Origin of the sequence: Pseudoduganella lurida, from assembly GCF_007830455.1 — a bacterium.
GTDB classification, from domain to species: Bacteria; Pseudomonadota; Gammaproteobacteria; order Burkholderiales; family Burkholderiaceae_D; genus Rugamonas; species Rugamonas lurida.
This window is the reverse complement of the sequence record NZ_VLLB01000005.1, coordinates 434,372-455,802: the sequence shown is the minus strand read 5'-3', so window position 1 is coordinate 455,802 and position 21,431 is coordinate 434,372. Positions and strand designations below refer to the sequence as shown.

Genomic DNA, 21,431 nt, shown 5'->3' with positions numbered 1-21,431 from the left:
AGCGCGGAGTACTAGCTCCCACCAGACGAGGAAGATGCTGTGAAAATCAACGATTCAGTGAAGAACGCGGGCCTGCCGGCGACCAGCACGGCGGCGAACTCATCCGCGTCGAATGCGCGCAATGCCGAAAAGGCCGCGGCCACCACTGCCGCCGGCACCAATACCGACAGCGTGAAGCTGTCCTCGCAGGGCCAGGCACTGGCCACGAGCAGCAGCAGTGGCGTGTTCGACACGAAGAAAGTGGAACGTATCAAGCTTGCCATCGCCGATGGCGAGTTCCAGGTCAACTCGGAGAAAGTGGCAGACGGCCTGCTGGACACGGTCAAGGATCTGCTGCATTCCCGCCAACGTTAAGGCTATACCATGCATGACGGCGCCCCCATCCTGGTCCTGCGCGAAGAACTGCGCCTGATCACCTCCCTGCTGGACATCCTGAAGGAAGAACAGCAGTCGCTGGTGGCCGCCGACATCGACAAGCTCTCGGCGCTCACGCCGCAGAAGTCCGACCTGATCGGCCGCATGGCGGCGCTGTCCGGCGAGCGCCACGCGGCGCTGGGCGAAGCGGGCTTCGAGGCACGCGAGGCCGGCATGGAAACCTGGCTGGCCGCGCATGGCACGCCGGAAGACGGCAGCTTGTGGCAGCAGGTGCTGGCCGAAACGCGCGAAGCGAAGGAACTGAACCGCCTGAACGGCATGCTGATCAACAAGCAGCTGGCCCACACGCAATCGGGCCTGCAGGCGCTGCGCCCGCCGGCACAGACAGGTGGCGTCTACGGTCCCTCGGGCCGCACCACGCCGAACACCACGTCACGCGGTTTCCTGGCCGGCTGATCACACGCCGCTTGCGTCATCCGAGAACCGGGCATTGCCCGGTTTTTTGTTGCCTGAAAAATGGGGACAGACCCCATTTTTCAGGCAACTTTCGTTTATTGCCCCACCGCCGGCGGCTCGACTGGCGGCGTGGTGGGAATCTCCACATCCGGATCCGGCACGGCCGACAGGATCGTGACCGCCACGCGCCGGTTGCGGGCGCGGCCGATCGGGTCGTCGTTCGACGCCACCGGATGGTTCGATGCATGGCCGACGGCGGTCAGCCGTTCCGGCGCCACGCCCGCCTCGATGAACAGCCGCACCACGGTGGCGGCGCGCACCGACGACAGTTCCCAGTTCGACGCATACAGGTTGCGCACCGGCTGGTCGTCCGTATGGCCTTCCACCTGCACCGCGTGCGGATCGTTCTTCAGCAGCGTGGCCACGGCCAGCAGGGCCTCCTGCGATTCCGGCGTGAGCTTGGCCGCGGCCGGGTCGAACAGCACGCTGGCATTGATCTCGACGGACACGCCGCGGCTGTTCTGCGTCACGCGCACCTTGCCTTCCTTGACGAGCGGCGCCATGGTCGACTGCAGGTCCTGCGCCAGCTTCGTCATCGAGGACTTCTCGCGCTGCATCAGCTCGGTGCGCTTCTTCAGGTTCGGGTTCGGGATCGGCTGGTTCAGCACTTCCGTGTTGGGCTTGACGTTGGCGCCCTGTCCGCCCAGCGCCTCGCCCAGCGAATCGGAGAAGATGCGGTAGCGGCCGATGTTGACCGACGAGATCGCATACATGACGACAAAGAACGCGAACAGCAAGGTGATGAAGTCGGCGTACGAGATCAGCCAGCGCTCATGGTTTTCCGGTTCGTCGTCGAACGGCTTGCGGGCGCGGCGATATTGAACGCTCATGACAGGTCACCCATAACGCGCGCTCATGTCAGTGATCCCGCATCAGCGTGGCGATGCGCTCGTCCATGATGCGCGAGAAGTCGCCGGTGGCGATGTCGTGGAACACGGCGGCGGCGATCTCCTGCTGGTGCACCTGGGCGATGACGATGTTCTTGAGCTTGTTCGCGATCGGGTAGAAGAACAGGTTGGCCAGGCCCACGCCATAGATGGTGGAGACGAAGGCCACCGCAATGCCGGGGCCGAGGCGGGCCGGGTCGCTGAGGTTTTCCATCACGTGGATCAGGCCCAGCACGGCGCCCAGGATGCCGATCGTGGGCGAATAGCCGGCTGCGGACTCCCAGATGCGCACGGCCTGCCGTTCGGCCGTCTCGAAGGCGGTGATCTCCATGTCGAGCGCCTGGCGCACCTTGTCCGGCTGGATGCCGTCGATGATCATGCGCAGGCCCTTCTGCAGGAAGTGGTTGCGCGCGTTGGTCATGTGTCGTTCCAGCGCCAGCGGGCCTTCGCGGCGCACCGTCTGGTTCCAGGCCTGGATGTCGCGCGCCAGCAGCACGCGCGTATCGGCCGGCGGGCGCACGATCCAGCGCAGCATCGTCACGCCGCGGCGCAGCGTGGCGGGCCGCGTCTGCAGCAGCACGGCGCCGAAGGTGCCGATGACCACGATCGCGAAGGCGGCGGGCTGGATCAGCGAGGACGGTTTGCCGCCCTCGAGCGCCTGTCCCACCACCAGGCCGGCCAGCGCCAGCAGGATCCCCGCTACGCTGGACCAGTCCATGCGTTCTCCCGTAAGGTGGCGCGCAGCCGCGCCACGGCCTGCGTGTGCAGCTGCGACACGCGTGATTCGGAGACGCCCAGCACGGCGCCGATTTCCTTCAGGTTCAGCTCTTCCTCGTAGTACAGGCCCATCAGCAGCTTCTCGCGCGGCGGCAGCGCATCGATCGCGTCGATGACGGCCTGGCGGAAATCGGTGTCCATCAGGGCGCGCAGCGGATCGGCATCCTCGTCCTGCGCGTAGCGGTCGAGGAAGTTGTCGCTGCCATCCTCGTTCTTGAAGTCTTCGTAGTAGACCAGCTGGTGGCCGCCGCCTTCGCCCAGCATTTCCTGGTAGTCGGCCAGCGACAGCTTGAGCGATTTCGCCACTTCGGATTCCGAGGGCGGACGGCCGAGCTTCTGCTGCAGCACCGTCATCGCATTCTCGATCTTGCGCATGTCCTGGCGCATCGTGCGGGGCATCCAGTCACTGCTGCGCAGCTCGTCGAGCATGGCGCCGCGGATGCGCATCACGGCATAGGTCTCGAACTGGGCGCCGTGGGTTTCCTCGTAGCGGTTGATCGCGTCCAGCAGGCCGATCATGCCCGCCTGTACCAGGTCATCGACTTCCACGCTGGGCGGCAGTTTCGCCTTCATGTGGTGGGCAAGGCGCTTCACGAGGGGCATGTGCTCCGTCAGCAGCGAATCCTTGTTTACCTTCCCTTTGACCGTGTACATAAATTCTTTTTATATGGCGCTAAAAATGGTTGCCGCTCCCTGCGAAATGTGACGGCGAGCCGGCCAGCGCAAACCGCCCCGCCAGTTGACGAAACGCCACCGATGCGCCCGCCAGCGGGAACGCATCCACCACGGCGCGACCGAGGCGCGCGGCGCGGTGCAGGTACTCATCGGCCGGCACGGATCCCATCGATACGAGATTCACGGCCAGGTAACGGCTTGCCGCCTGTGCCATATTATCGTAAACCACCCGGGCTTCCTTCTCGGAAGCACCCGTAACGACGATGCCGAACGGGCGGCGGCCCAGTTCGTGGTTCAGGCGCTTGATCATCATGTACGCATTCGTGATCGAGGTGGCGCTGTTCGACACCTGCACGACGATTTCCGAACTGGCCATCACGGGCACCGGGAACGCTTCGCCATCGAACTCGCCGTCCACCAGCACGATGCCGGCCTGCGCGGCCAGCACGTCGAAGGCCTTGGCCAGGCGGCGCGCCTCCTCCGGGCCGCGGCGCATCTCGCCGCGCGTCATCGACACCACGTTGAAGCCCTGCGGCACGGCGTGGATCACTTCGTTCAGGCCGCATTCCTGGCGCGCCACGTTGATCAGGCTGGCGCCGTTGTCGATGCCCAGCCGCGAAGCGACACCGTGTGCGCTCGCGCAGCCATCGACCAGCAGCACGTCGTTGCCGGCGCGGGCCAGCGAGGCGCCCAGGTTGACGAGCATGGCGCCCTTGTCGTCCTGCGGCGTGGCGGAGAGGAAGGTGACGATGCGGGGCCGCGGCGGGCCCGCCAGCATGCGGCGCAGTCCCTCGGCCTGGTCGAAATCGAAATTAGCCACGGAGCACTCCCGTCATCACGTATCCATTTACTGCCGCGCCGGCGGCGCAGACAGGTGAGCCCAACCCAACCTGGTCGACATCGAAATCAGCCAAGGTGCACCTCGCGCATGGCATCGTGGTGGGCATTCTGGCCGTTCGCGGCAGCCGCCATCAGCATCGGCAGGTCGCCGTCGGCGAACTGGGAGGCATCCTTCTTCAGACCGAAGGCCCGCTCGATCAGTTCCGCCGGCTTCGCCAGATGCAGGTCTTCCGGCACGCGCTGGCCGTTCGACACGTAGAACAGCTGCAGCTTCTGGCGGATCACCACGTCCAGCACATTGCCCAGCGAGGCGGCTTCGTCCAACTTCGTGATCAGGCAGCCGGCCAGGCCGCTGCCCTGGTAGGCGCGCACCACTTCGGTCAGCGTTTCGCCGGTCGACGTGGCATTCAGGCACAGCAGGCGCTGCACGTTCACGTCCGTGCCCTGCAGCATGGCGACCTGCTCGGTGACCATCTGGTCGCGCTGGCTGACGCCGACCGTATCGATCAGCACCGTGTGCTTGTTGCGCAGTTCCTTCAGGGCGATGCGCAGGTCGGCTTCATCCTTCACCGAGTGCACCATCACGCCGAGGATCTTGCCGTAGATGCGCAGCTGTTCGTGCGCGCCGATACGGTAGGCGTCAGTGGTGATCAGGGCCAGCTTTTCCGGGCCGTGGCGCATCACGCAGCGCGCGGCCAGCTTGGCGGTGCTGGTGGTCTTGCCCACGCCGGTCGGGCCGACCAGCGCGAACACGCCGCCCCGCTCGATCAGCGCGTCTTCGTTGGCGATGGCGTTCAGGTTGCGGGCCAGGACCGTGCGGATCCACTGCAGCGATTCCTCGGCACCCCGGCCGGCCGGCAGCTTGTCGAGCAGGCGGCGCGCCAGGGTGGCGGAGAAGCCGGCCGCCAGCAGTTCGCGCAGCACGGCGGCCTTGTGCGGCTCGCGCTGCTGGGCACTGCCCCACGACAGTTCGGCCAGCTGGGTTTCCATCATGCCGCGCATGGCGCGCAGCTCGCTCATCATGCCGTTCATCTCGGCGGCGGCATTCGACTTGGCGGCATTGACGGCATCGGCGACCAGCGCGGTGATGCGGTCCATGTCCAGCGATGGTGCCGGGGCCTGCTGATGTGTTTGTGGCTGTTGCTGTTGCTGTGCTGCTGCCGGGCGCGGCTGGGCGGCCGGTGCCGCTGGTGCCGGGGCGCGCATCGGCATGGCGGCTTGGGGGGCGGGCTGCGGTGGCATCGACGGCGCAAACGCGGGACGGGGCTGCTGTGCCTGGCGGGCCGGCTCGGAGAAGTGCGCGACGTAGCCGTCGTCGATGTCCAGGTGCGGTGCACCCTGCGGCGCATCGTCCACCGGCAGCGCCAGCGAGGCGGCATCGTCGTTGGCCAGCGCCAGGATTTCGACCACGCCATCGATCGGCCGGTTCGACAGGATCACGGCATCCGGGCCCAGCGCCTCGCGCACCTTGCGCAGCGCCTCACGCGACGTGGGCGCGGTAAATTTCTTGACGTTCATTGCACTGCTCCTGTCGTCATACACAGAGATATTCTCGATGTTGAAATTATTGACGATGCCGCAGAGAAAGCATCAACCGAACAGGCGGGGAAAACACGTGCATTTCACAATTCATCGCCGCTGCCGAGTTCGTGTCCACCTAGGGGTCAGACCCCGACATGGACACAAGCTCGTCAATAACATGCGAACGTGGGTACCCTTCTTCACATCGCAATTGATCACTTGGCGTACCGGGACCGGCAAATGGATGAGTCCGTGTCCATGTCGGGGTCTGACCCCATGGTGGACACGGACTGAGCTGTGGGCTTAGGTATTGCCCACCAGTGCGGTGACGCGGATGGTCTTGGCTTCGGGGATCTCGGCGTGCGAGAGGACCTTCAGCTGTGGCAGCGCGCGGCGCAGGAAGCGCGACAGCAGCGGGCGCAGCGGGCCGGGCACCAGCAGCACCGGCGTGACGCCCAGCGCTTCCTGCTGCGCGGTGGCCTGCGCGGCCTGCTGGGCGATGGTATCGGCCAGGCCGGGCTCGATGCCGGCGCCGTCGGCGCCGCCGGTGGCCAGCGCGCCCATCAGCAGGCGTTCCAGGCGGTTGTCGAGCGTCATCACGGACAGCTCGCCATTGCCCGGGAACAGTTGCTGGACGATGGCGCGGCCCAGCGCGATCCGCACCAGCGACGTCAGTTCGTTCGGATCCTGCGTGTGCGCCGTGTGTTCGGCCAGCGCCTCGATGATGGAGCGCATGTCGCGGATGTGCACGCCTTCGGACAGCAGGTTCTGCAGCACCTTCTGCAGGGCCGACAGCGACAGCATCTTCGGCACCAGGTCTTCCGTCAGCTTCGGCGCTTCCTTGCCCAGGTGGTCCAGCAGCGCCTGTACCTCGTTGCGGCCCAGCAGTTCCGAGGCGTGCGACGTGATCAGGTGGTTCAGGTGCGTGGCGACGACGGTGCCGGCATCGACCACCGTGTAGCCCATGCCCTGCGCCTGGTCGCGCAGGCTGGCGTCGATCCACGTGGCGGGCAGGCCGAACGCGGGATCGGTGGTGGCCAGGCCCGGCAGCGCACCGCTGGCCATGCCCGGATTGATCGCCAGGTACTGGCCGTTGAACGCCTCGCCGGTCCCCACTTCCACGCCCTTCAGCGTGATGCGGTAGGCTGAGGGTTTGAGTTCCAGGTTGTCGCGGATGTGCACGGGCGGCGCCAGGAAGCCCACTTCCTGCGCGAACTTCTTGCGGATGCCCTTGATGCGCTTGAGCAGTTCGCCGCTCTGCGCCTTGTCCACCAGCGGGATCAGGCGGTAGCCCACCTCGAGGCCCAGCGTGTCGACGGCCAGCACGTCGTTCCAGGTCGCCTCCTCGCTCTCGGCCGCCGGGCCGCCCTGCGCGCCACCGCCAGCGCCAGCGCCACCACCGGAGGCACCCGCTGCCGCGCCACCGCCGCCGGACGGGCCGCGCGCCGTGCCGTTTTCCTCGGCCAGCCGTTCCTTCTTCATCATCATGTAGCCGGCACCGCCCAGCGAGCCCGCCAGCAGCAGGAACACCAGGTTCGGCATGCCGGGGATCAGGCCCAGGCCGCCGATGATGGCGGCCGTGATGAACAGCACCTGCGGCTTGGCGAACAGCTGGCCGATCAGCTGCGAGCCGATGTCCACTTCCGATGCCACGCGCGACACCACGGCGCCGGCCGCCAGCGAGATGATCAGCGACGGGATCTGTGCCACCAGGCCGTCGCCGATGGCCAGCAGCGTGTAGTTCTTCACCGCGTCCGCGAACGGCATGTCGTGGGCGATCAGGCCCACCAGCAGGCCGCCGACGATATTGATGACGGTGACCATGATGCCGGCCACGGCGTCGCCGCGGACGTACTTCGACGCACCGTCCATCGCGCCGTAGAATTCCGCTTCCTGGGAGACTTCGCTGCGGCGCTTGCGGGCATCCGCTTCGCCGATCAGGCCGGCGTTCAGGTCGGCGTCGATCGCCATCTGCTTGCCCGGCAGCGCGTCCAGCGCGAAACGGGCGCCCACTTCGGCGATCCGGCCCGCGCCCTTCGTCACCACGACGAAGTTGATGATGGTGAGGATGATGAAGACCACGATACCGACCGTGTAGTTCCCGCCGATCAGGAAGTGGCCGAACGCCTCGACGACCTTGCCGGCCGCATCCGGGCCGGTATGGCCTTCCGTCAGCACGATGCGGGTGGAGGCCACGTTCAGGGCCAGGCGCAGCATCGTCGACAGCAGCAGCACGGTCGGGAAGGCCATGAAGTCCAGCGGCTTCACCGTGTACAGGCTGGTCAGCAGCACGATGATCGACAGCGCGATATTGAAGCTGAAGAACAGGTCCAGGATGAACGCCGGCAGCGGCAGGATCATCATCGCCAGCAGCATGATGATCAGGATCGGTGCCGCGAGGCTGTTGGCATTGCCGCCGGTGATGACGCTGGTCCAGGCGGGCATTCTGAGCGCTTGCATTGTGTTCTTCCCTCGTTACGCTGCGGGTTTGTTGTTCGGGTCCATGTCGGCCGGCACTTCCAGCTTCGTCGGACGGTCCGGGTAGCGGCCGCCCGGGCGGTAGGCGCGCAGCTGGTACACATACGCCAGCACCTCGGCCACGGCCGCATACAGCCGCTGCGGAATCTCGTCGCCGATGTCGGTGTGCTTGTGCAGCGCACGGGCCAGTGCCGGCGCTTCCAGGATGGCGACCTTGTGTTCCTTGGCCAGCTCGCGGATCTTGGCGGCCACGGCATCGGTGCCCTTGGCCACGACCTTCGGCGCGCCGCCGGCGCCGTCGGTGTATTTCAGTGCGACAGCGAAGTGGGTCGGGTTGGTGACCACCACGTCGGCCGTCGGCACGTCGGACATCATGCGGCGCTTGGCCATCTCGCGCTGCATCTGGCGGATCTTGCCCTTGATCTGGGGATTGCCGTCCGATTCCTTCGATTCCTGGATCATTTCCTGGCGCGTCATCTTCATCTTGTCGCCGTAGTGCCAGATCTGGTACGGGGCGTCGATGGCGGCAATGAAGCCCAGCGAGGCGACCAGGAACAGGAAGCACATCGCCAGCATGTCCAGCATGTGCGCGTAGCCCTCGTTGGCCGGCTCGTTGGGCAGGCCGAAGATGGCGTCCTTGTAGCGCATCATGACCATGTAGGCCACGGCGCCCACCAGGATGGTCTTCATGACGGCTTTCAGCAGCTCGACCAGCGCGTTCTTGGAAATCATGTTGGTCAGGCCGTTGACCGGGTTCAGCTTGCTGAACTTGGGCATGAAGCCCTTGGCCGAGAACATGAAGCCGCCCACGAAGATGGGCGACACGATGGCCACGATCATCACGCCCACGCCGAGCGGCAGGAAGGTGATCAGCACCTGCACCAGGTCGGCGAAGATGCGCTGGATGAGCACGTCGGGATCGAAAGCCTGCTCGCGGGTGAGCGTGAGGCCGGAAGTCAGCGTGGCCGACAGCTGGCGCGTCATGCTCGAGCCCATCATGTACAGGCCCGCGCCGGCCGCCATCAGCACGGTAAACGTGGAAACTTCCCGGGAACGGGGAATGTCGCCTTCTTCGCGCGCCTGCGTGAGGCGCCTCTCTGAGGCTGGTTCTGTCTTCTCGGCTTCGCTGTCTTCCGCCACGTTCCCGCTCCTGGTGCTTTTCTATACCCAGGAGACATTATCGGCGGCCGGCCCGCCCCGTCATCGGGGAAACAGACGGGGAAACCGGGGCTACATCGAAGTTTCTATGTGGAAATTACACTCCGGACTGCGCGGTGGGTGCCAGCAGGGCCAGCTGCTCGGGCTCCAGGAAGCACCATTCGCCCTCCTGCAGGCCGAGGGATGCCAGCTCCAGGCTGCCGATGGCCGAGCGGTGCAGGGCGGCGCAGTGGTTGCCGGCCGCGGCCAGCATGCGCTTCACCTGGTGGTACTTGCCCTGCTCCAGCACGATCTCCAGCAGGTTCTCGCCACGCTTCTCGCAGACGAGCGCCGCCAGCGGCGCCGGTTCGTCGTGCAGCTGCACGCCGGCCAGCAGCTGGGCGATGAGCTCGTCCGTTACCGGCTCGGCGGTGGTGGCCTGGTAGACCTTCGGCACGTGCCGCTTTGGCGAGGACTGGGCGTGGATGAACGGACCGTCGTCGGACATCAGCAGCAGGCCCGTCGTGTCGTGGTCGAGCCGGCCGACGGGCTGCACGTCGCGCCAGGTGAACTGTTCGGGCAGCAGGGTCAGCACGCCGGGGTGGTGGCTGGGCTTGCGCGAACATTCGAAATTGGCGGGCTTGTACAGGGCCAGGTAGACGTGCTCGCGGTAGCGCCATTCCTCGTCGAAGACGGTGAAGACCAGGTCGTTCGTGTCGAACAGGGTCTTGTAGTTGTCGTGCACGGCGCCATTGACGGCCACTTCGCCATCCTCGATCAGCGTGCGGCAGTATTTACGGGTGCCGAAACCCTGCGATTGCAGGAGGCGGTCCAGCGATTGTTTGCTCATGGGCCGGCATTTTACCGGAAAGGAGAACGATGCCGCCGATCACTTGAGAAAGATCAACCCGGCCGGGAGGCGGATTGTTAGACTGAAACAAATGTAGGAATCTGCTGAATGCTAACAAGCAGGTTCTTAGCAGATATCGATGTCATTCCTAGTAAACCCGATAGAAACCGAATTGTCATTCGCCCTCACAAGGAGAACGCCATGCCGCTGCAGACCATCCGCTCCGCCGTCGCCCGCGATGCCGCTGCCCATCTCGCCATGACCCTCACGCTGGCCCGTTGCCGCGCGGCCGAGGATGCCTTCGTCGCCCCCTCTTCCCGGGCCATCCGCCTGCGCGGCCAGTGGCTGGCGGCGACTTCGCAGGGCCTGAGCGAGTGGCTGCTGGAAGGCGGCATGGCGGGCGAGGAAGCCAGCAACCTGCGCGCCGCCCACGTGAAAACAGCGGCACTGGGCCGCCGTTTTCTGGTCTCCACGGGAGACGTCAGCGAGGAATCGTAATTCTCTCGGATGCGCATCTTGTGCGTCGGTGATCCGTTGCGCGGGACAGGTGGTACTGCGTGCTTCTGCTTCTGCTTCTGCTTCTGCCGGCCGCCGTGTCCGTGTTCCGATCGGCGGTGGCCCGGCGGACTTGCTGCCGGTGCATCTGCTCATTACCTGGCTACTTGCTACTGATCTTCTTCTACTGCTGTACTGCACACTGCGAACTGCTTCACTGCGTACCGCTTTACTACGTACTGCCTTGCTGCTTTACCGCTGGTACCTGTCGCTACGGGACGGAAGGCGTGCTGGATAGACTGCCGATCATTCCTCCATCGAATAACTACAGGTCCATCATAGGCCTTCCCCCGGAATATTCAAGCTCGCTTCAATCGTACGCGGGTCCGAATACCCATCCCGCCATGGTGCGGCTCAGCGGATCGACGGCGCGCCGCCCTGCACCGCCGTCTTCACGGCCGCGCTGCCCACGGCGGCGCCGAATTTCTTCAGCACCCGTTCCGGCAGGCCTTCGTGCTGGGTGTAGTCGATGATGTCCTCGGCCTTGACGATGTCGCGCGCCACGCTGTCGACACTGCCGAAATCGTCCGCCAGGCCCATGTCGACGGCCTTCGCGCCGGTCCAGAACAGGCCCGAGAACATGTCCGGCGTCTCGTGCAGGCGCTTGCCGCGGCCGGTGCGCACCACGTCGATGAACTGCTGGTGGATCTCGTCCAGCATCGCCTGGGCGTGCTTCTTCTGCCGTTCCGATTGCGGGCTGAACGGGTCCATGAAACCCTTGTCGACGCCGGCCGTGATCAGGCGGCGCTCGACGCCCAGCTTGTCCATCGCGCCGGTGAAGCCGAAGCCGTCCATCAGCACGCCGATCGAGCCGACGATGCTGGCCTTGTTGACGTAGATGCGGTCTGCCGCCGCCGCGATGTAGTAGCCGCCCGAGGCGCAGATCTCGTCCACCACCACGAACAGGGGCTTGTCCGGATAGCCGTGGCGCAGGCGGCGGATCTCGTCGACGATCATGCCGGCCTGCACGGGGCTGCCGCCCGGGCTGTTGATGTGCAGCACGATGGCCACGGAGCCGTTGTCCGCGAACGCCTTGTTCAATGCCGGGATGACGACGGCGGCCGAACCGCTGCCTTCCGATTCGATATTGCCCTCGATTTCCACCAGCGCCGTGTGGCGGCCCACTTCGCCTTCGCCGGCGAACGGGTTGATGTCGAAATAGCTCGCCACCGCCAGCACCACGAGCAGCAGCAGCACGATCTTGTAGAAGATGCCCCAGCGGCGGTTGGCGCGCTGTTCCTTGATCGTGGCGAAGACGAGCTTTTCCAGCACCTCGCGCTCCCACTTGATCGGTGGGTCGCCGGCGCGCCGGGCGGCACTGGAGGTGTCGGGAGACGGTGGGTGGAGATCGTCGCTCATGTGTTTTCAGTCCGCCCGCGGGCGCAGATAGTGATCCGGTTGCCAGTAGAGATTGCCGTCGCGCTCGGCCAGCGCCACGGGGGTGAGCCTGCCGCCCCGGCACGGGCCGCCGGCGCAGGCACCCGTGCTGGGCACATACACGGCGCCGTGCGTGGCGCACATCAGGTACATCTTGCCGGACTCGAAGAATTCGCCTTCGGCCCAGTCCAGTTCCACCGGCACGTGGGCACAGCGGTTCAGGTAGGCATACGCCTTGCCGCCGTGCCGGATGACGAACGCCGTGGCCGGTGCGCCGCCGGCCAGCACGTCGAAGCGCACGCCCCGGCCGCCATCGGCCACCGCATCGGCCGCGCAAACGAAGCGGTCCCCGGTCATGGCGGTCGGCTCAGGCATGGGCATCCAGCCACGCGTGCAGTTCCGGCACGTTCTTCGCGGAGAACAGCGGGCGGCAGGCCTGCAGCTGCTCGACCGGATGGGCGCCGTATTCGACGGCGATGCCGGCCGCGCCGGCGTTCTGCGCCATCAGCAGGTCGTGCGTGGTGTCGCCGATCATCACGGTGCGGCGCAGGTCCTGCCCCAGTTCGCGGGTGAGTTCCTGCAGCATGGCCGGATGGGGCTTGGAGAATGTTTCGTCCGCACAGCGCGTGGCATGGAAGGTACCCAGCAGCTTTGCGGCATCCAGCGAACGGTTCAGGCCCACGCGGCTCTTGCCGGTGGCGACGGCCAGGAAGTAGCCCTGCTGGAACAGCTCGGACAGCATCTCCGGCACGCCGTCGAACAGCACCAGTTCGTGGTCCTTCGTGAGGTAGTGGTAGCGGTAGCGTTCCAGCATGCGGCCATGGTATTTCGGGTCCACATCCGGCGGCAGCACCTTCTGCATGGCTTCTGCCAGGCCCAGGCCGATCACGTGCGCGGCGATTTCCCGGCTGGGAACGGGCAGGCCCAGGTCGCGGGCCGCGGCCTGGATGCTTTTCACGATGGTTGCGGTACTGTCCATCAGCGTGCCGTCCCAGTCGAACACGATCAGGTCGAATTGCTTTCTTGCCATGTCTCCGGCGTGGCCGGCTCCTGTTCTTGTAGTGGTTGCGGTGCGAACGTGCCGATAATCAGTGCTCGCCCACAACGGGCGGCCCCAAGCTTACCAAGAATCTTTCGCACTCGCGGGCCAGCGGCGCGTTCAGCGTGACGATCTTGCCGGACTCCGGATGACGGAACGTGATCTGGTGCGCGTGCAGGAACATGCGCTTCAGGGCGATGCGGTTACCGTCCGGCTTCTGCAGCGCCTTGTTCAGCGGGAAGTCGCCGTATTTGTCGTCGCCGGCGATCGGGCAGCCGGTCGACTGGAGGTGCACGCGGATCTGGTGGGTACGGCCGGTTTTCAGCTCGGCCTCGAGCAGCGCGTAGTATTGCAAACCCGCCTGGTATTTCTTCAGCAGCGTGAACACCGTATGGGAAGCCATGCCATCGGCCTGCACGGCCACGCGCCGCTCGCCGTCGCCGGTCGTATATTTGTGCAGCGGCAGCTTGATGTGCTGGCGCTTGTTCTTCCAGTCGCCCGCCGCCAGCGCCAGGTAGCGCTTGTCCGTTTTGCCATCGCGCATCTGTTCGTGCAGGCTGGTCAGTGCCGAGCGCTTCTTGGCCAGCAGCAGCAGGCCGGAGGTTTCGCGGTCCAACCGGTGCACCAGTTCCAGGAACTTGGCATCCGGGCGGGACGCACGCAGCTGTTCGATCACGCCGAACGACACGCCGGACCCGCCATGCACGGCCACGCCGGCCGGCTTGTCGATGACGAGCAGGTGCGCATCCTCGAAAATGACGGGAAATTCCGCTGCCGGGGCGGCATTGTCCGGCTTCTCCGCGATACGCACCGGTGGAATGCGCACCACGTCGCCGGCCACCAGGCGGTACAACTGGTCGATGCGGCCCTTGTTGACGCGCACTTCGCCGGAGCGCAGGATCCGGTACACATGGCTCTTCGGTACACCTTTGCAAATTCGCAACAGGTAGTTATCGATACGCTGACCGGCCTCTTCTTCGCCGATCGTGACGAATTGTGCTTGCGGCGGGACTGTGTTGGGGGAAGCGCTGCCGGCCGGTGGCGGGGTGGCACCGCGGGGCTTTTGGATTGCCTTCCCAGAATTTCTCTCTAAGTCCTTCATTTTGAATATATAATCAATTCGCCGTTGCAATGCGGTGCTTATAACACAGCACATGCCGGGTAACTGCAGTGTAAGAAGAAAACCACAATTTTACACAGGGGCGTCTCCGCTGGCCTCGCCGATTGCAAATTCAGCGGAAAGAAATGTATACGCACGTACGGCTGCGGATCAGGGTGGCGACCACTGTCGTCATCGGGTCGGGTGGCCGGATGTTGGAATTAGACTGGCTGGAACGTTAGGATAAACAGGCAAGCACAAATCGGACGCCGCCAAGCCCTCACCGGCAGACCGGCAGTCTCAAAAGTCGTGCTTGCCCATGATGGAGCTGATAACGCTTGCCGTTTCGCCAGGCACCACACAAGATGCCCTGGCTGACGCATTGCGCACGCCTGCATGTCCGCGATTGAATCGCGCTGTCGATGAACCTTGTTGATCGCCAGTCGCGCGTCCGCCCGACCCGGGCCGGACCGGCCCATGCAGGTGGTGCGAACTCGGCATGACGATCGGCTTCATGCGCCCACTGCGGCCGCCGCGCGCTTTTATTGGTCGTGCGACGCTGCTGCACGACGAGGCATTTCCCCGCAGCCTCCTTAGTTCCCGCGTATATCCCTGTATGGTTGCCGTTCTTTCGGGAGCGGCTTTACATGGCCCACGGGTCGCGGAGTCACATAAAAATGAAACGCATGTTGTTCAATGCTACGCAGCAGGAAGAGCTGCGCGTAGCCATTGTCGATGGTCAGAAACTGATCGACATCGACATCGAAACGGCCGGACGCGAACAGCGCAAGTCGAATATCTACAAGGGTGTCATCACCCGCATCGAGCCGTCGCTGGAAGCCTGCTTCGTCAGCTACGGCGAAGACCGCCACGGCTTCCTGCCGTTCAAGGAAGTGGCCCGCACCTACTTCCGTGAAGGCTGCGATGTCCGCAACGCCACCATCAAGGAAGCGCTGCGCGAAGGCCAGGAAATCGTCGTCCAGGTGGAAAAAGAGGAGCGCGGCAACAAGGGCGCCGCCCTGACCTCGTTCATCTCGCTGGCCGGCCGCTACCTCGTGCTGATGCCGAACAACCCGCGCGGCGGCGGCGTGTCGCGCCGTGTCGAAGGCGAAGAACGCCAGGAACTGCGCGAGACGATGGACAAGCTGGACCTGCCGCAGGGCATGTCCGTGATCGCCCGCACGGCCGGCATCGGCCGCAACGTCGAAGAACTGCAGTGGGACCTGAACTACCTGATGCAGCTGTGGCGCGCGATCGAAGGCGCGTCGAAGTCGGCCAACGGCGCCTTCCTGATCTACCAGGAATCGTCCCTCGTGATCCGCGCGATCCGCGACTACTTCCAGCCCGACATCGGCGAGATCCTGATCGATACCGACGAGATCTACGACCAGGCCCACCAGTTCATGAGCCACGTGATGCCCGACATGGTGCACCGCGTGAAACGCTACAGCGACGACGTGCCGCTGTTCTCGCGCTTCCAGATCGAACACCAGATCGAGACGGCCTACAGCCGCACCGTGCCGCTGCCATCGGGCGGCGCCATCGTGATCGACCACACCGAAGCGCTGGTCTCCGTCGACGTCAACTCGGCCCGCGCCACGCGCGGCTCGGACATCGAAACGACCGCCTTCAACACCAACTGCGAAGCGGCCGAGGAAGTGGCCCGCCAGCTGCGCCTGCGCGACCTGGGCGGCCTGATCGTGATCGACTTCATCGACATGGAAGTGTCGAAGAACCAGCGCGAAGTGGAACAGCGCCTGAAGGACGCGCTGCACCATGACCGCGCCCGTGTGCAGATGGGCAAGATCTCGCGCTTCGGCCTGATGGAACTGTCGCGCCAGCGCCTGCGCCCTTCCCTGTCGGAAGGCTCGCACGTGACGTGCCCGCGCTGCTCCGGCACTGGCCACATCCGCGATACCGAATCGTCCGCCCTGCAGGTGCTGCGCATCATCCAGGAAGAGGCGATGAAGGAAAACAGCGCCGCCATCCACGTGCAGGTGCCGGTCGACGTGGCCGCCTTCCTGCTGAACGAGAAGCGCGGCGAGGTCCTGAAGATCGAGAACCGCCACCGCATCACCGTGATCCTGGTGCCGAACAAGCACCTGGACACGCCGCACTACAAGCTCGAGCGCATCAAGCACGACGATCCGCGCCTGGAAGACGTGGCCGCCAGCTACACGATGGCCGACACGGCGGAAACCGACATGGGCTTCGCCAAGCGCCAGAAGGAAGAGCAGAAGCCGCGCCAGGAAGCCGTCGTCAAGTCGATCACGCCGGACCAGCCGGCGCCGATCGTCGACCGCACGCCAGCCCCGGAAGCCGCGCCTGCCGCCGCACCGGTGTTCGCCCCGGCACCCGCGAAGAAAGGCTTCTTTGCCAAGCTGGCCGCCTTCTTCACGGGCGAGACCGAACAGCCTGCGCCGGCGCCGGCCGCTCCCGCCATCGTGACGAAGCCTGCCGCCGCCGGCGAGCGTGGCGACAAGCATGCCCGTGGCCCGCGGGGCCGTGGCCGTGGTCCGAAAGGCGCGCGTGAAGAACGCGAACCGGGTGCCCGCGACGAGTCGCTGGTGAAGCCGGCCGCGGAAGCCCGTCCGCCGCGGCCACCGCGTCCGCCGCGGGAACCGCGCGAGAAGACGGATGGTGTCAAAGGCGAAGGGTTCAAGGGCGTTGATGGCGTCAAGGGCGAAGGTTTCAAAGGCGCTGAGGGCGTCGAAGGTGCCGTCGCTGCGCCACGCGCGGAACGTGGCGAGCGCCCGGAACGCGCCGAGCGTCCGGAGCGTGGTGAACGTCCCGAGCGTGGCGAGCGTCCGCCGCGCGAGCCGCGTCCGCCACGCGAGCCGCGTGAAGCCCGTGAACCGAAGGCACAGCCGGCCGAAGCGAAGGCCGATGAACTGGCACTGGCCGCAGCGGGCGTGGGCCCGGTCGGCACCGGGACCGGTGCACCGGTTGTCGATATCCCGGCTGGCGATACCCAGGGCCTGGTGAAATCGGCCGGTACCAACGGTCCGGAAGGCGAGGAACTGGAAGGTGGCGAGAACGGCGACGAACCGCGCCGCCGCCGTCGCCGCGGTGGCCGCAACCGCAACCGCCGCGAGCGCGAAGAAGGTGCCGAGGGCCTGGAAGGCAATGAAGCAGTTGCCGACGGTGCCAGCGGTGGCGTGTCGGCCGAGGCGGAACGCATCACTGCGGTGACCGTTGCCGTGGTCACGGAAGAGGTGCAGATCTCGTACCGTACCGATGCAGTTGCCAGGCAGGATGCCCCGGCCGCTGCATCGACCGATGCTTCGACCGCCGCGCCGGAAAGCGTGCCGGCAGCAGCTTCGTCCGAAGCCCGGGCGGAGAACGCCCAGGTGAACGTGATCGGTGCCCAGTCCCACGCGGACCGCGCCGAGGTGGCACCGGTGCAGGCCGAGCCCGCCGAAGCCACGCCGTTCGCGGTGGCGACGGCTGCGCCGGTCGAGGCGGCTCCCCAGCCGACCGCTGCCGAGCCGGTTGCAGCCGAGCCGGTCGCCGCCGAGTCCGTCGCCGCCGAGCCCGCCGAAGCGGAAATCGTCGACGCGCCAGCTGCCGAGCCGCTGCCGCCAGTCGCCGCAGCGCCGGTCGACGAAACGCAGGCCGCGCCAGCCGTACCGGAGCCTGTCGTGACCCAGGCCGCGGCCGAAGTCGCTACCGCCGAGGCCGTGAAGGAAGAAGCCGTTGCGACCCAGCCGGCAGCCGTTGCCGCGCCGGTCGCCGCACCGTCGCCTGCCGCGCCGGCTCCAGCACCTGCCCCGGCGCCGGCACCCGCCGACCTGGAATCGGTGCTGGCCGCCGCCGGCCTGCAGATGGCCTCGACCGACCCGGCCAAACTGCGCGCCGCGCAGGAAGCCGTGCAGGAAGAGGCCCCCGTCCGCGTCGGCCGCGCCCGCAAGCCCGCGCCGGTGATCGCCGACGAACCGCTTGTCCAGGTGGACACCCGCCGCTGATCCAGCGCCGGTGCCACCCAAAAGGGAAGCTTCGGCTTCCCTTTTTTATTGCCGAGCCCGTGTCACATAGGGTCAGGCACTGTGACACGAACAGAACAGTCAATTGCCCTTGGCCTGATCGCCTGCCCTTGACCACGCTAGTGATGAGCTCGTGTCATGGTGCCTGACCCCATGTGACACGAGCTGGGCCGCAAGGTCCAGGCGCTCGCGCTCCCGTCTGCCAGAGCGCGGCCTGTGAGGGAACGGGCCCCGTGCTATCGTATGCGGATGAAATCCATGCCCCCGATGCAGTTTTAGTAATGAACGAGAAGATCATCATCCTGTCCGACAGCCGCCACCGGCCGCTGTCGGTGCCTGCCCATATCGACGCGCCCACCGGCGAGGTGCGCGATCGCCTGGACCGGCCGCTGCGCGACCTGCGCATTTCCATCACGGACCGCTGCAACTTCCGCTGCGTGTACTGCATGCCGAAGGAAGTGTTCGACAAGGATTACCAGTACCTGCCGCATTCCTCGCTGCTCACCTTCGAGGAGATCGCCCGCGTGGCGCGCCAGTTCGTGGCGCATGGCGTGGAAAAGATCCGGCTGACGGGTGGCGAGCCCCTGCTGCGCAAGAACATCGAACGCCTCATCGAGATGCTGGCGGACATGCGCACGCCATCCGGCAAGCCGCTCGACATCACCCTGACCACCAACGGTTCGCTGCTGGCCCGCAAGGCGCGTTCCCTGAAGGATGCCGGCCTGCAGCGCGTGACGGTATCGCTCGATGCGCTCGACGATGCCACCTTCCGCGCCATGAACGACGTGGACTTCGCCGTGGCCGACGTGCTGCACGGGATCGACGCGGCCCATGAAGCGGGGCTCGGCCCCATCAAGGTCAACATGGTGGTGAAAGCCGGCACCAACGAGCAGGAAATCCTGCCGATGGCGCGCCACTTCAAGGGCACGCCGCACATCCTGCGCTTCATCGAATACATGGACGTGGGCGCCTCGAACGGCTGGAACATGCGCGACGTGATCCCGTCCGCCGAGATCGTGCGCCGCATCGGCGCGGAGATGCCGCTGGTGGCGGTCAACCCGAACTACACGGGCGAGACGGCTACCCGCTGGCGCTACGCCGATGGCGGCGGCGAGGTCGGCATGATCTCCAGCGTCACGCAGGCGTTCTGCGGCGACTGCACGCGCACGCGCCTGTCCACCGAAGGCAAGCTGTACACCTGCCTGTTCGCCACCCAGGGCCATGACCTGCGCGCGCTGCTGCGCGAAGGCCGCAGCGACGAGGAACTGGCCGCCGCCATCGGCGCGCTGTGGCGCGTGCGCGGCGACCGCTATTCGGAACTGCGCACCATCAACACGGACGGCCTGTCGCGCGTGGGCGAGCGCCGCGTCGAAATGTCCTATATCGGGGGATAAATGACGGACACGATCAGCGGCCTGCTGCTTGCCGGCGGCCGCGGCACCCGCATGGGCGGCGTCGACAAGGGCCTGCAGCCGTTCCGCGGCGGCACCCTCGCCGGCCATGTACTGCAGCGCTTCACGCCACAGGTCGCCCACGTCACCATCAGCGCCAACCGCAGCACGGCGCACTACGCGGCGCTGGGCGTGCCCGTGCTGGCCGACGAGCTGGCGGGCTACGAAGGTCCGCTGGCCGGCCTGCAGACAGCCCTGCGCCACGCCGACACGCCGCTGCTGGCCACCGTGCCCTGCGATTCGCCCTTCCTGCCGGACGACCTGGTCGCGAAGCTGCATGCCGCGCTGCTGGCGCAGGATGCCGACATCGCCATCGCCGTCACGCTGGAGGCCGATGCCACCGGCGCCGCGCGCAAGCAGTCGCACCCGGTTTTCGCGCTGATGAAGCGCGCCGTGCTGCCACAGCTGGAAAGCTACCTGGCCGAAGGCGGCCGCCGCATGGATGGCTGGCATGGCGCGCTGAAGGTGGCCGAAGTGCTGTTCACCGATGCGGGCGCCTTCCGCAACATCAATACGCCCGACGAGCTGCGCGACGCCGAGGGCACCCGCGCCACGCTGCGGCAGGTCGCCGCAGCCCATGCCGGCTACGATCCCCATGCGGTGCCCGTGCGCCAGGCACGCCAGATCATCAGCGACTTCGTGCAGCCGGTGCGCGGCACCGAAAAGGTGGCGCTGCGCGCTGCGCTGGGCCGCGTGCTGGCCGGCGACATCGTCTCGCCGATCAGCGTGCCCGCGCACGACAATTCCGCGATGGACGGCTTTGCCTTTGGCGGTGCCCAGCTGAGCACCGAGCATCCCACCACCCTGAGAGTCATCGGCACGGTCTACGCGGGACGCCCTTCGGCCTTGCAGCCGGCCGCCGGCGAAGCCGTGCGCATCATGACGGGCGCCGTGATGCCGGCCGGCTGCGACACCGTGCTGGCCCAGGAACACGCGGCCGGCATCACGGAAGACAGCGTGACCGTGGCGCCACGCAGCGTGCGCGCCGGCGACAACCGCCGCCTGGCCGGCGAGGACCTGATGGCGGGACGCGCCGCGCTGGCGGCCGGGCGCATCGTGCGGCCCGCGGACCTGGGCCTGATCGCCTCGCTGGGCATCGCCGAAGTGGCCGTGCGCCGCCGCCTGCGCGTGGCGTTCTTCTCCACCGGCGACGAATTGCGCTCGATCGGCGAACCGCTCGGCCAGGGCAGCGTCTACGACAGCAACCGCTACACGCTGTTCGGCATGCTCACGCGCCTGGGCTGCGAGATTGTCGACATGGGCATCGTGCGCGACGATCCGGCCGCGCTGGAAGCGGCGCTGTGCGATGCATGCGAGAGCGCTGACGCGATCATCACTTCCGGCGGCGTATCGGCCGGTGCCGCCGACTACACGCGCGACATCATGGCCCGGCTGGGCGAGGTGGCCTTCTGGACGATCGGCATGCGGCCCGGCCGGCCGATGGCGTTCGGCCGCATCGGTGCCCGCAGCGATACCCAACATGATACCGGCAGCGGCCGCGAAGCCTTCCTGTTCGGCCTGCCCGGCAATCCGGTGGCCGTGATGGTGTCGTTCTACTTCTTCGCCCGCCCCGCGCTGCTGCGCATGATGGGCGCCAGCGTGCCGGACGACCTGCTGGTGCAGGCGCGCGCCGCCGGTGCGATCCGCAAGCGGCCGGGCCGCACCGAATTCCAGCGTGGCATTCTGGAAGTGGCACCCGATGGCAGCCGCACGGTGCGCATCACGGGCGCGCAGGGCTCCGGCATCCTGCGCTCGATGACGAAAGCGAACTGCATCGTCGTACTGCCGGATGAGCAAGGCAATGTGGCCGCCGGCGACACGGTGGAAGTGCTGCTGTTCGAGGGGCTGGTCTAGCGAGCGGACGCCGCGTC

Annotated in this window: 18 protein-coding genes; 6 read left to right on the top strand and 12 right to left on the bottom strand. The window is 66.3% G+C overall.

The window, feature by feature from the left end:
* Window positions 1-39: 39 nt before the first annotated feature.
* Window positions 40-354 (top strand): flagellar biosynthesis anti-sigma factor FlgM, encoded by a 315-nt coding sequence (gene flgM / locus IP91_RS16765; RefSeq protein ID WP_145650207.1) that lies wholly within the window; start codon window positions 40-42, stop codon window positions 352-354.
* A 9-nt stretch (window positions 355-363) separates the two neighbouring features.
* A complete protein-coding gene (locus tag IP91_RS16760; protein WP_145650206.1) occupies window positions 364-831 on the top strand; it encodes a flagella synthesis protein FlgN in 468 nt (155 codons plus the stop codon).
* Between the two features lie 95 nt (window positions 832-926).
* On the opposite strand, the gene motD is transcribed toward IP91_RS16760, so the two are convergent.
* The 8 genes from motD to IP91_RS16720 form a co-directional block, all read right to left on the bottom strand.
* Window positions 927-1,721 (bottom strand): flagellar motor protein MotD, encoded by a 795-nt coding sequence (gene motD / locus IP91_RS16755; RefSeq protein ID WP_145650205.1) that lies wholly within the window; start codon window positions 1,719-1,721, stop codon window positions 927-929.
* 28 nt (window positions 1,722-1,749) lie between these two features.
* Complete coding sequence (locus tag IP91_RS16750; protein WP_145650204.1) at window positions 1,750-2,496, bottom strand: flagellar motor protein; 747 nt, start codon at window positions 2,494-2,496, stop codon at window positions 1,750-1,752.
* Entirely contained in the window at window positions 2,478-3,209 is a 732-nt protein-coding gene (locus IP91_RS16745; protein WP_145650203.1) for an RNA polymerase sigma factor FliA, read from the bottom strand. The genes IP91_RS16750 and IP91_RS16745 overlap by 19 nt, the downstream gene beginning before the upstream one ends.
* A gap of 19 nt (window positions 3,210-3,228) precedes the next feature.
* On the bottom strand, window positions 3,229-4,050 hold the full coding sequence (locus IP91_RS16740) for a MinD/ParA family ATP-binding protein (protein ID WP_145650202.1): 822 nt from the start codon (window positions 4,048-4,050) through the stop codon (window positions 3,229-3,231).
* 86 nt (window positions 4,051-4,136) lie between these two features.
* The gene (gene flhF, locus IP91_RS16735; protein WP_145650201.1) at window positions 4,137-5,588 is read right to left on the bottom strand and encodes a flagellar biosynthesis GTPase FlhF; all 1,452 of its coding nucleotides are present in this window, start codon (window positions 5,586-5,588) and stop codon (window positions 4,137-4,139) included.
* A 306-nt stretch (window positions 5,589-5,894) separates the two neighbouring features.
* Window positions 5,895-8,051: a flagellar biosynthesis protein FlhA gene (flhA, locus tag IP91_RS16730; RefSeq protein WP_145650200.1), complete on the bottom strand. Its 2,157-nt coding sequence runs from the start codon at window positions 8,049-8,051 to the stop codon at window positions 5,895-5,897.
* Window positions 8,052-8,066: 15 nt separating this feature from the next.
* Complete coding sequence (gene flhB, locus IP91_RS16725; RefSeq protein WP_145650199.1) at window positions 8,067-9,209, bottom strand: flagellar biosynthesis protein FlhB; 1,143 nt, start codon at window positions 9,207-9,209, stop codon at window positions 8,067-8,069.
* Between the two features lie 115 nt (window positions 9,210-9,324).
* On the bottom strand, window positions 9,325-10,056 hold the full coding sequence (locus IP91_RS16720; protein ID WP_145650198.1) for a pseudouridine synthase: 732 nt from the start codon (window positions 10,054-10,056) through the stop codon (window positions 9,325-9,327).
* 201 nt (window positions 10,057-10,257) lie between these two features.
* Between IP91_RS16720 and IP91_RS16715 the strand changes: the two genes are divergently transcribed.
* Window positions 10,258-10,554, top strand: a complete 297-nt coding sequence (locus IP91_RS16715) for a hypothetical protein (RefSeq protein ID WP_145650197.1) — start codon at window positions 10,258-10,260, stop codon at window positions 10,552-10,554.
* Window positions 10,555-10,965: 411 nt separating this feature from the next.
* Here IP91_RS16715 and IP91_RS16710 read toward each other — a convergent pair whose 3' ends face one another.
* From IP91_RS16710 to IP91_RS16695, 4 genes are read right to left on the bottom strand one after another with little or no spacing between them, the layout of a single operon-like run.
* Window positions 10,966-11,970, bottom strand: a complete 1,005-nt coding sequence (locus IP91_RS16710) for a S49 family peptidase (protein WP_145650196.1) — start codon at window positions 11,968-11,970, stop codon at window positions 10,966-10,968.
* A gap of 6 nt (window positions 11,971-11,976) precedes the next feature.
* Window positions 11,977-12,363, bottom strand: a complete 387-nt coding sequence (locus IP91_RS16705; RefSeq protein ID WP_199754619.1) for a Rieske (2Fe-2S) protein — start codon at window positions 12,361-12,363, stop codon at window positions 11,977-11,979.
* A complete protein-coding gene (locus tag IP91_RS16700) occupies window positions 12,356-13,018 on the bottom strand; it encodes an HAD-IIIA family hydrolase (RefSeq protein ID WP_145650195.1) in 663 nt (220 codons plus the stop codon). Before IP91_RS16700 ends, IP91_RS16705 begins: the two co-directional genes overlap by 8 nt.
* Window positions 13,019-13,076: 58 nt before the next feature.
* Complete coding sequence (locus IP91_RS16695) at window positions 13,077-14,129, bottom strand: RluA family pseudouridine synthase (protein WP_145650194.1); 1,053 nt, start codon at window positions 14,127-14,129, stop codon at window positions 13,077-13,079.
* Between the two features lie 674 nt (window positions 14,130-14,803).
* Between IP91_RS16695 and IP91_RS16690 the strand changes: the two genes are divergently transcribed.
* The 3 genes from IP91_RS16690 (at window position 14,804) to moeA (ending at window position 21,414) form a co-directional block, all read left to right on the top strand.
* Window positions 14,804-18,091, top strand: a complete 3,288-nt coding sequence (locus IP91_RS16690; RefSeq protein WP_145650193.1) for an Rne/Rng family ribonuclease — start codon at window positions 14,804-14,806, stop codon at window positions 18,089-18,091.
* Window positions 18,092-18,390: 299 nt separating this feature from the next.
* Window positions 18,391-19,503: a GTP 3',8-cyclase MoaA gene (moaA, locus tag IP91_RS16685; RefSeq protein WP_145650192.1), complete on the top strand. Its 1,113-nt coding sequence runs from the start codon at window positions 18,391-18,393 to the stop codon at window positions 19,501-19,503.
* Entirely contained in the window at window positions 19,504-21,414 is a 1,911-nt protein-coding gene (gene moeA / locus IP91_RS16680; protein WP_145650191.1) for a molybdopterin molybdotransferase MoeA, read from the top strand.
* The last annotated feature ends 17 nt before the right edge of the window (window positions 21,415-21,431 follow it).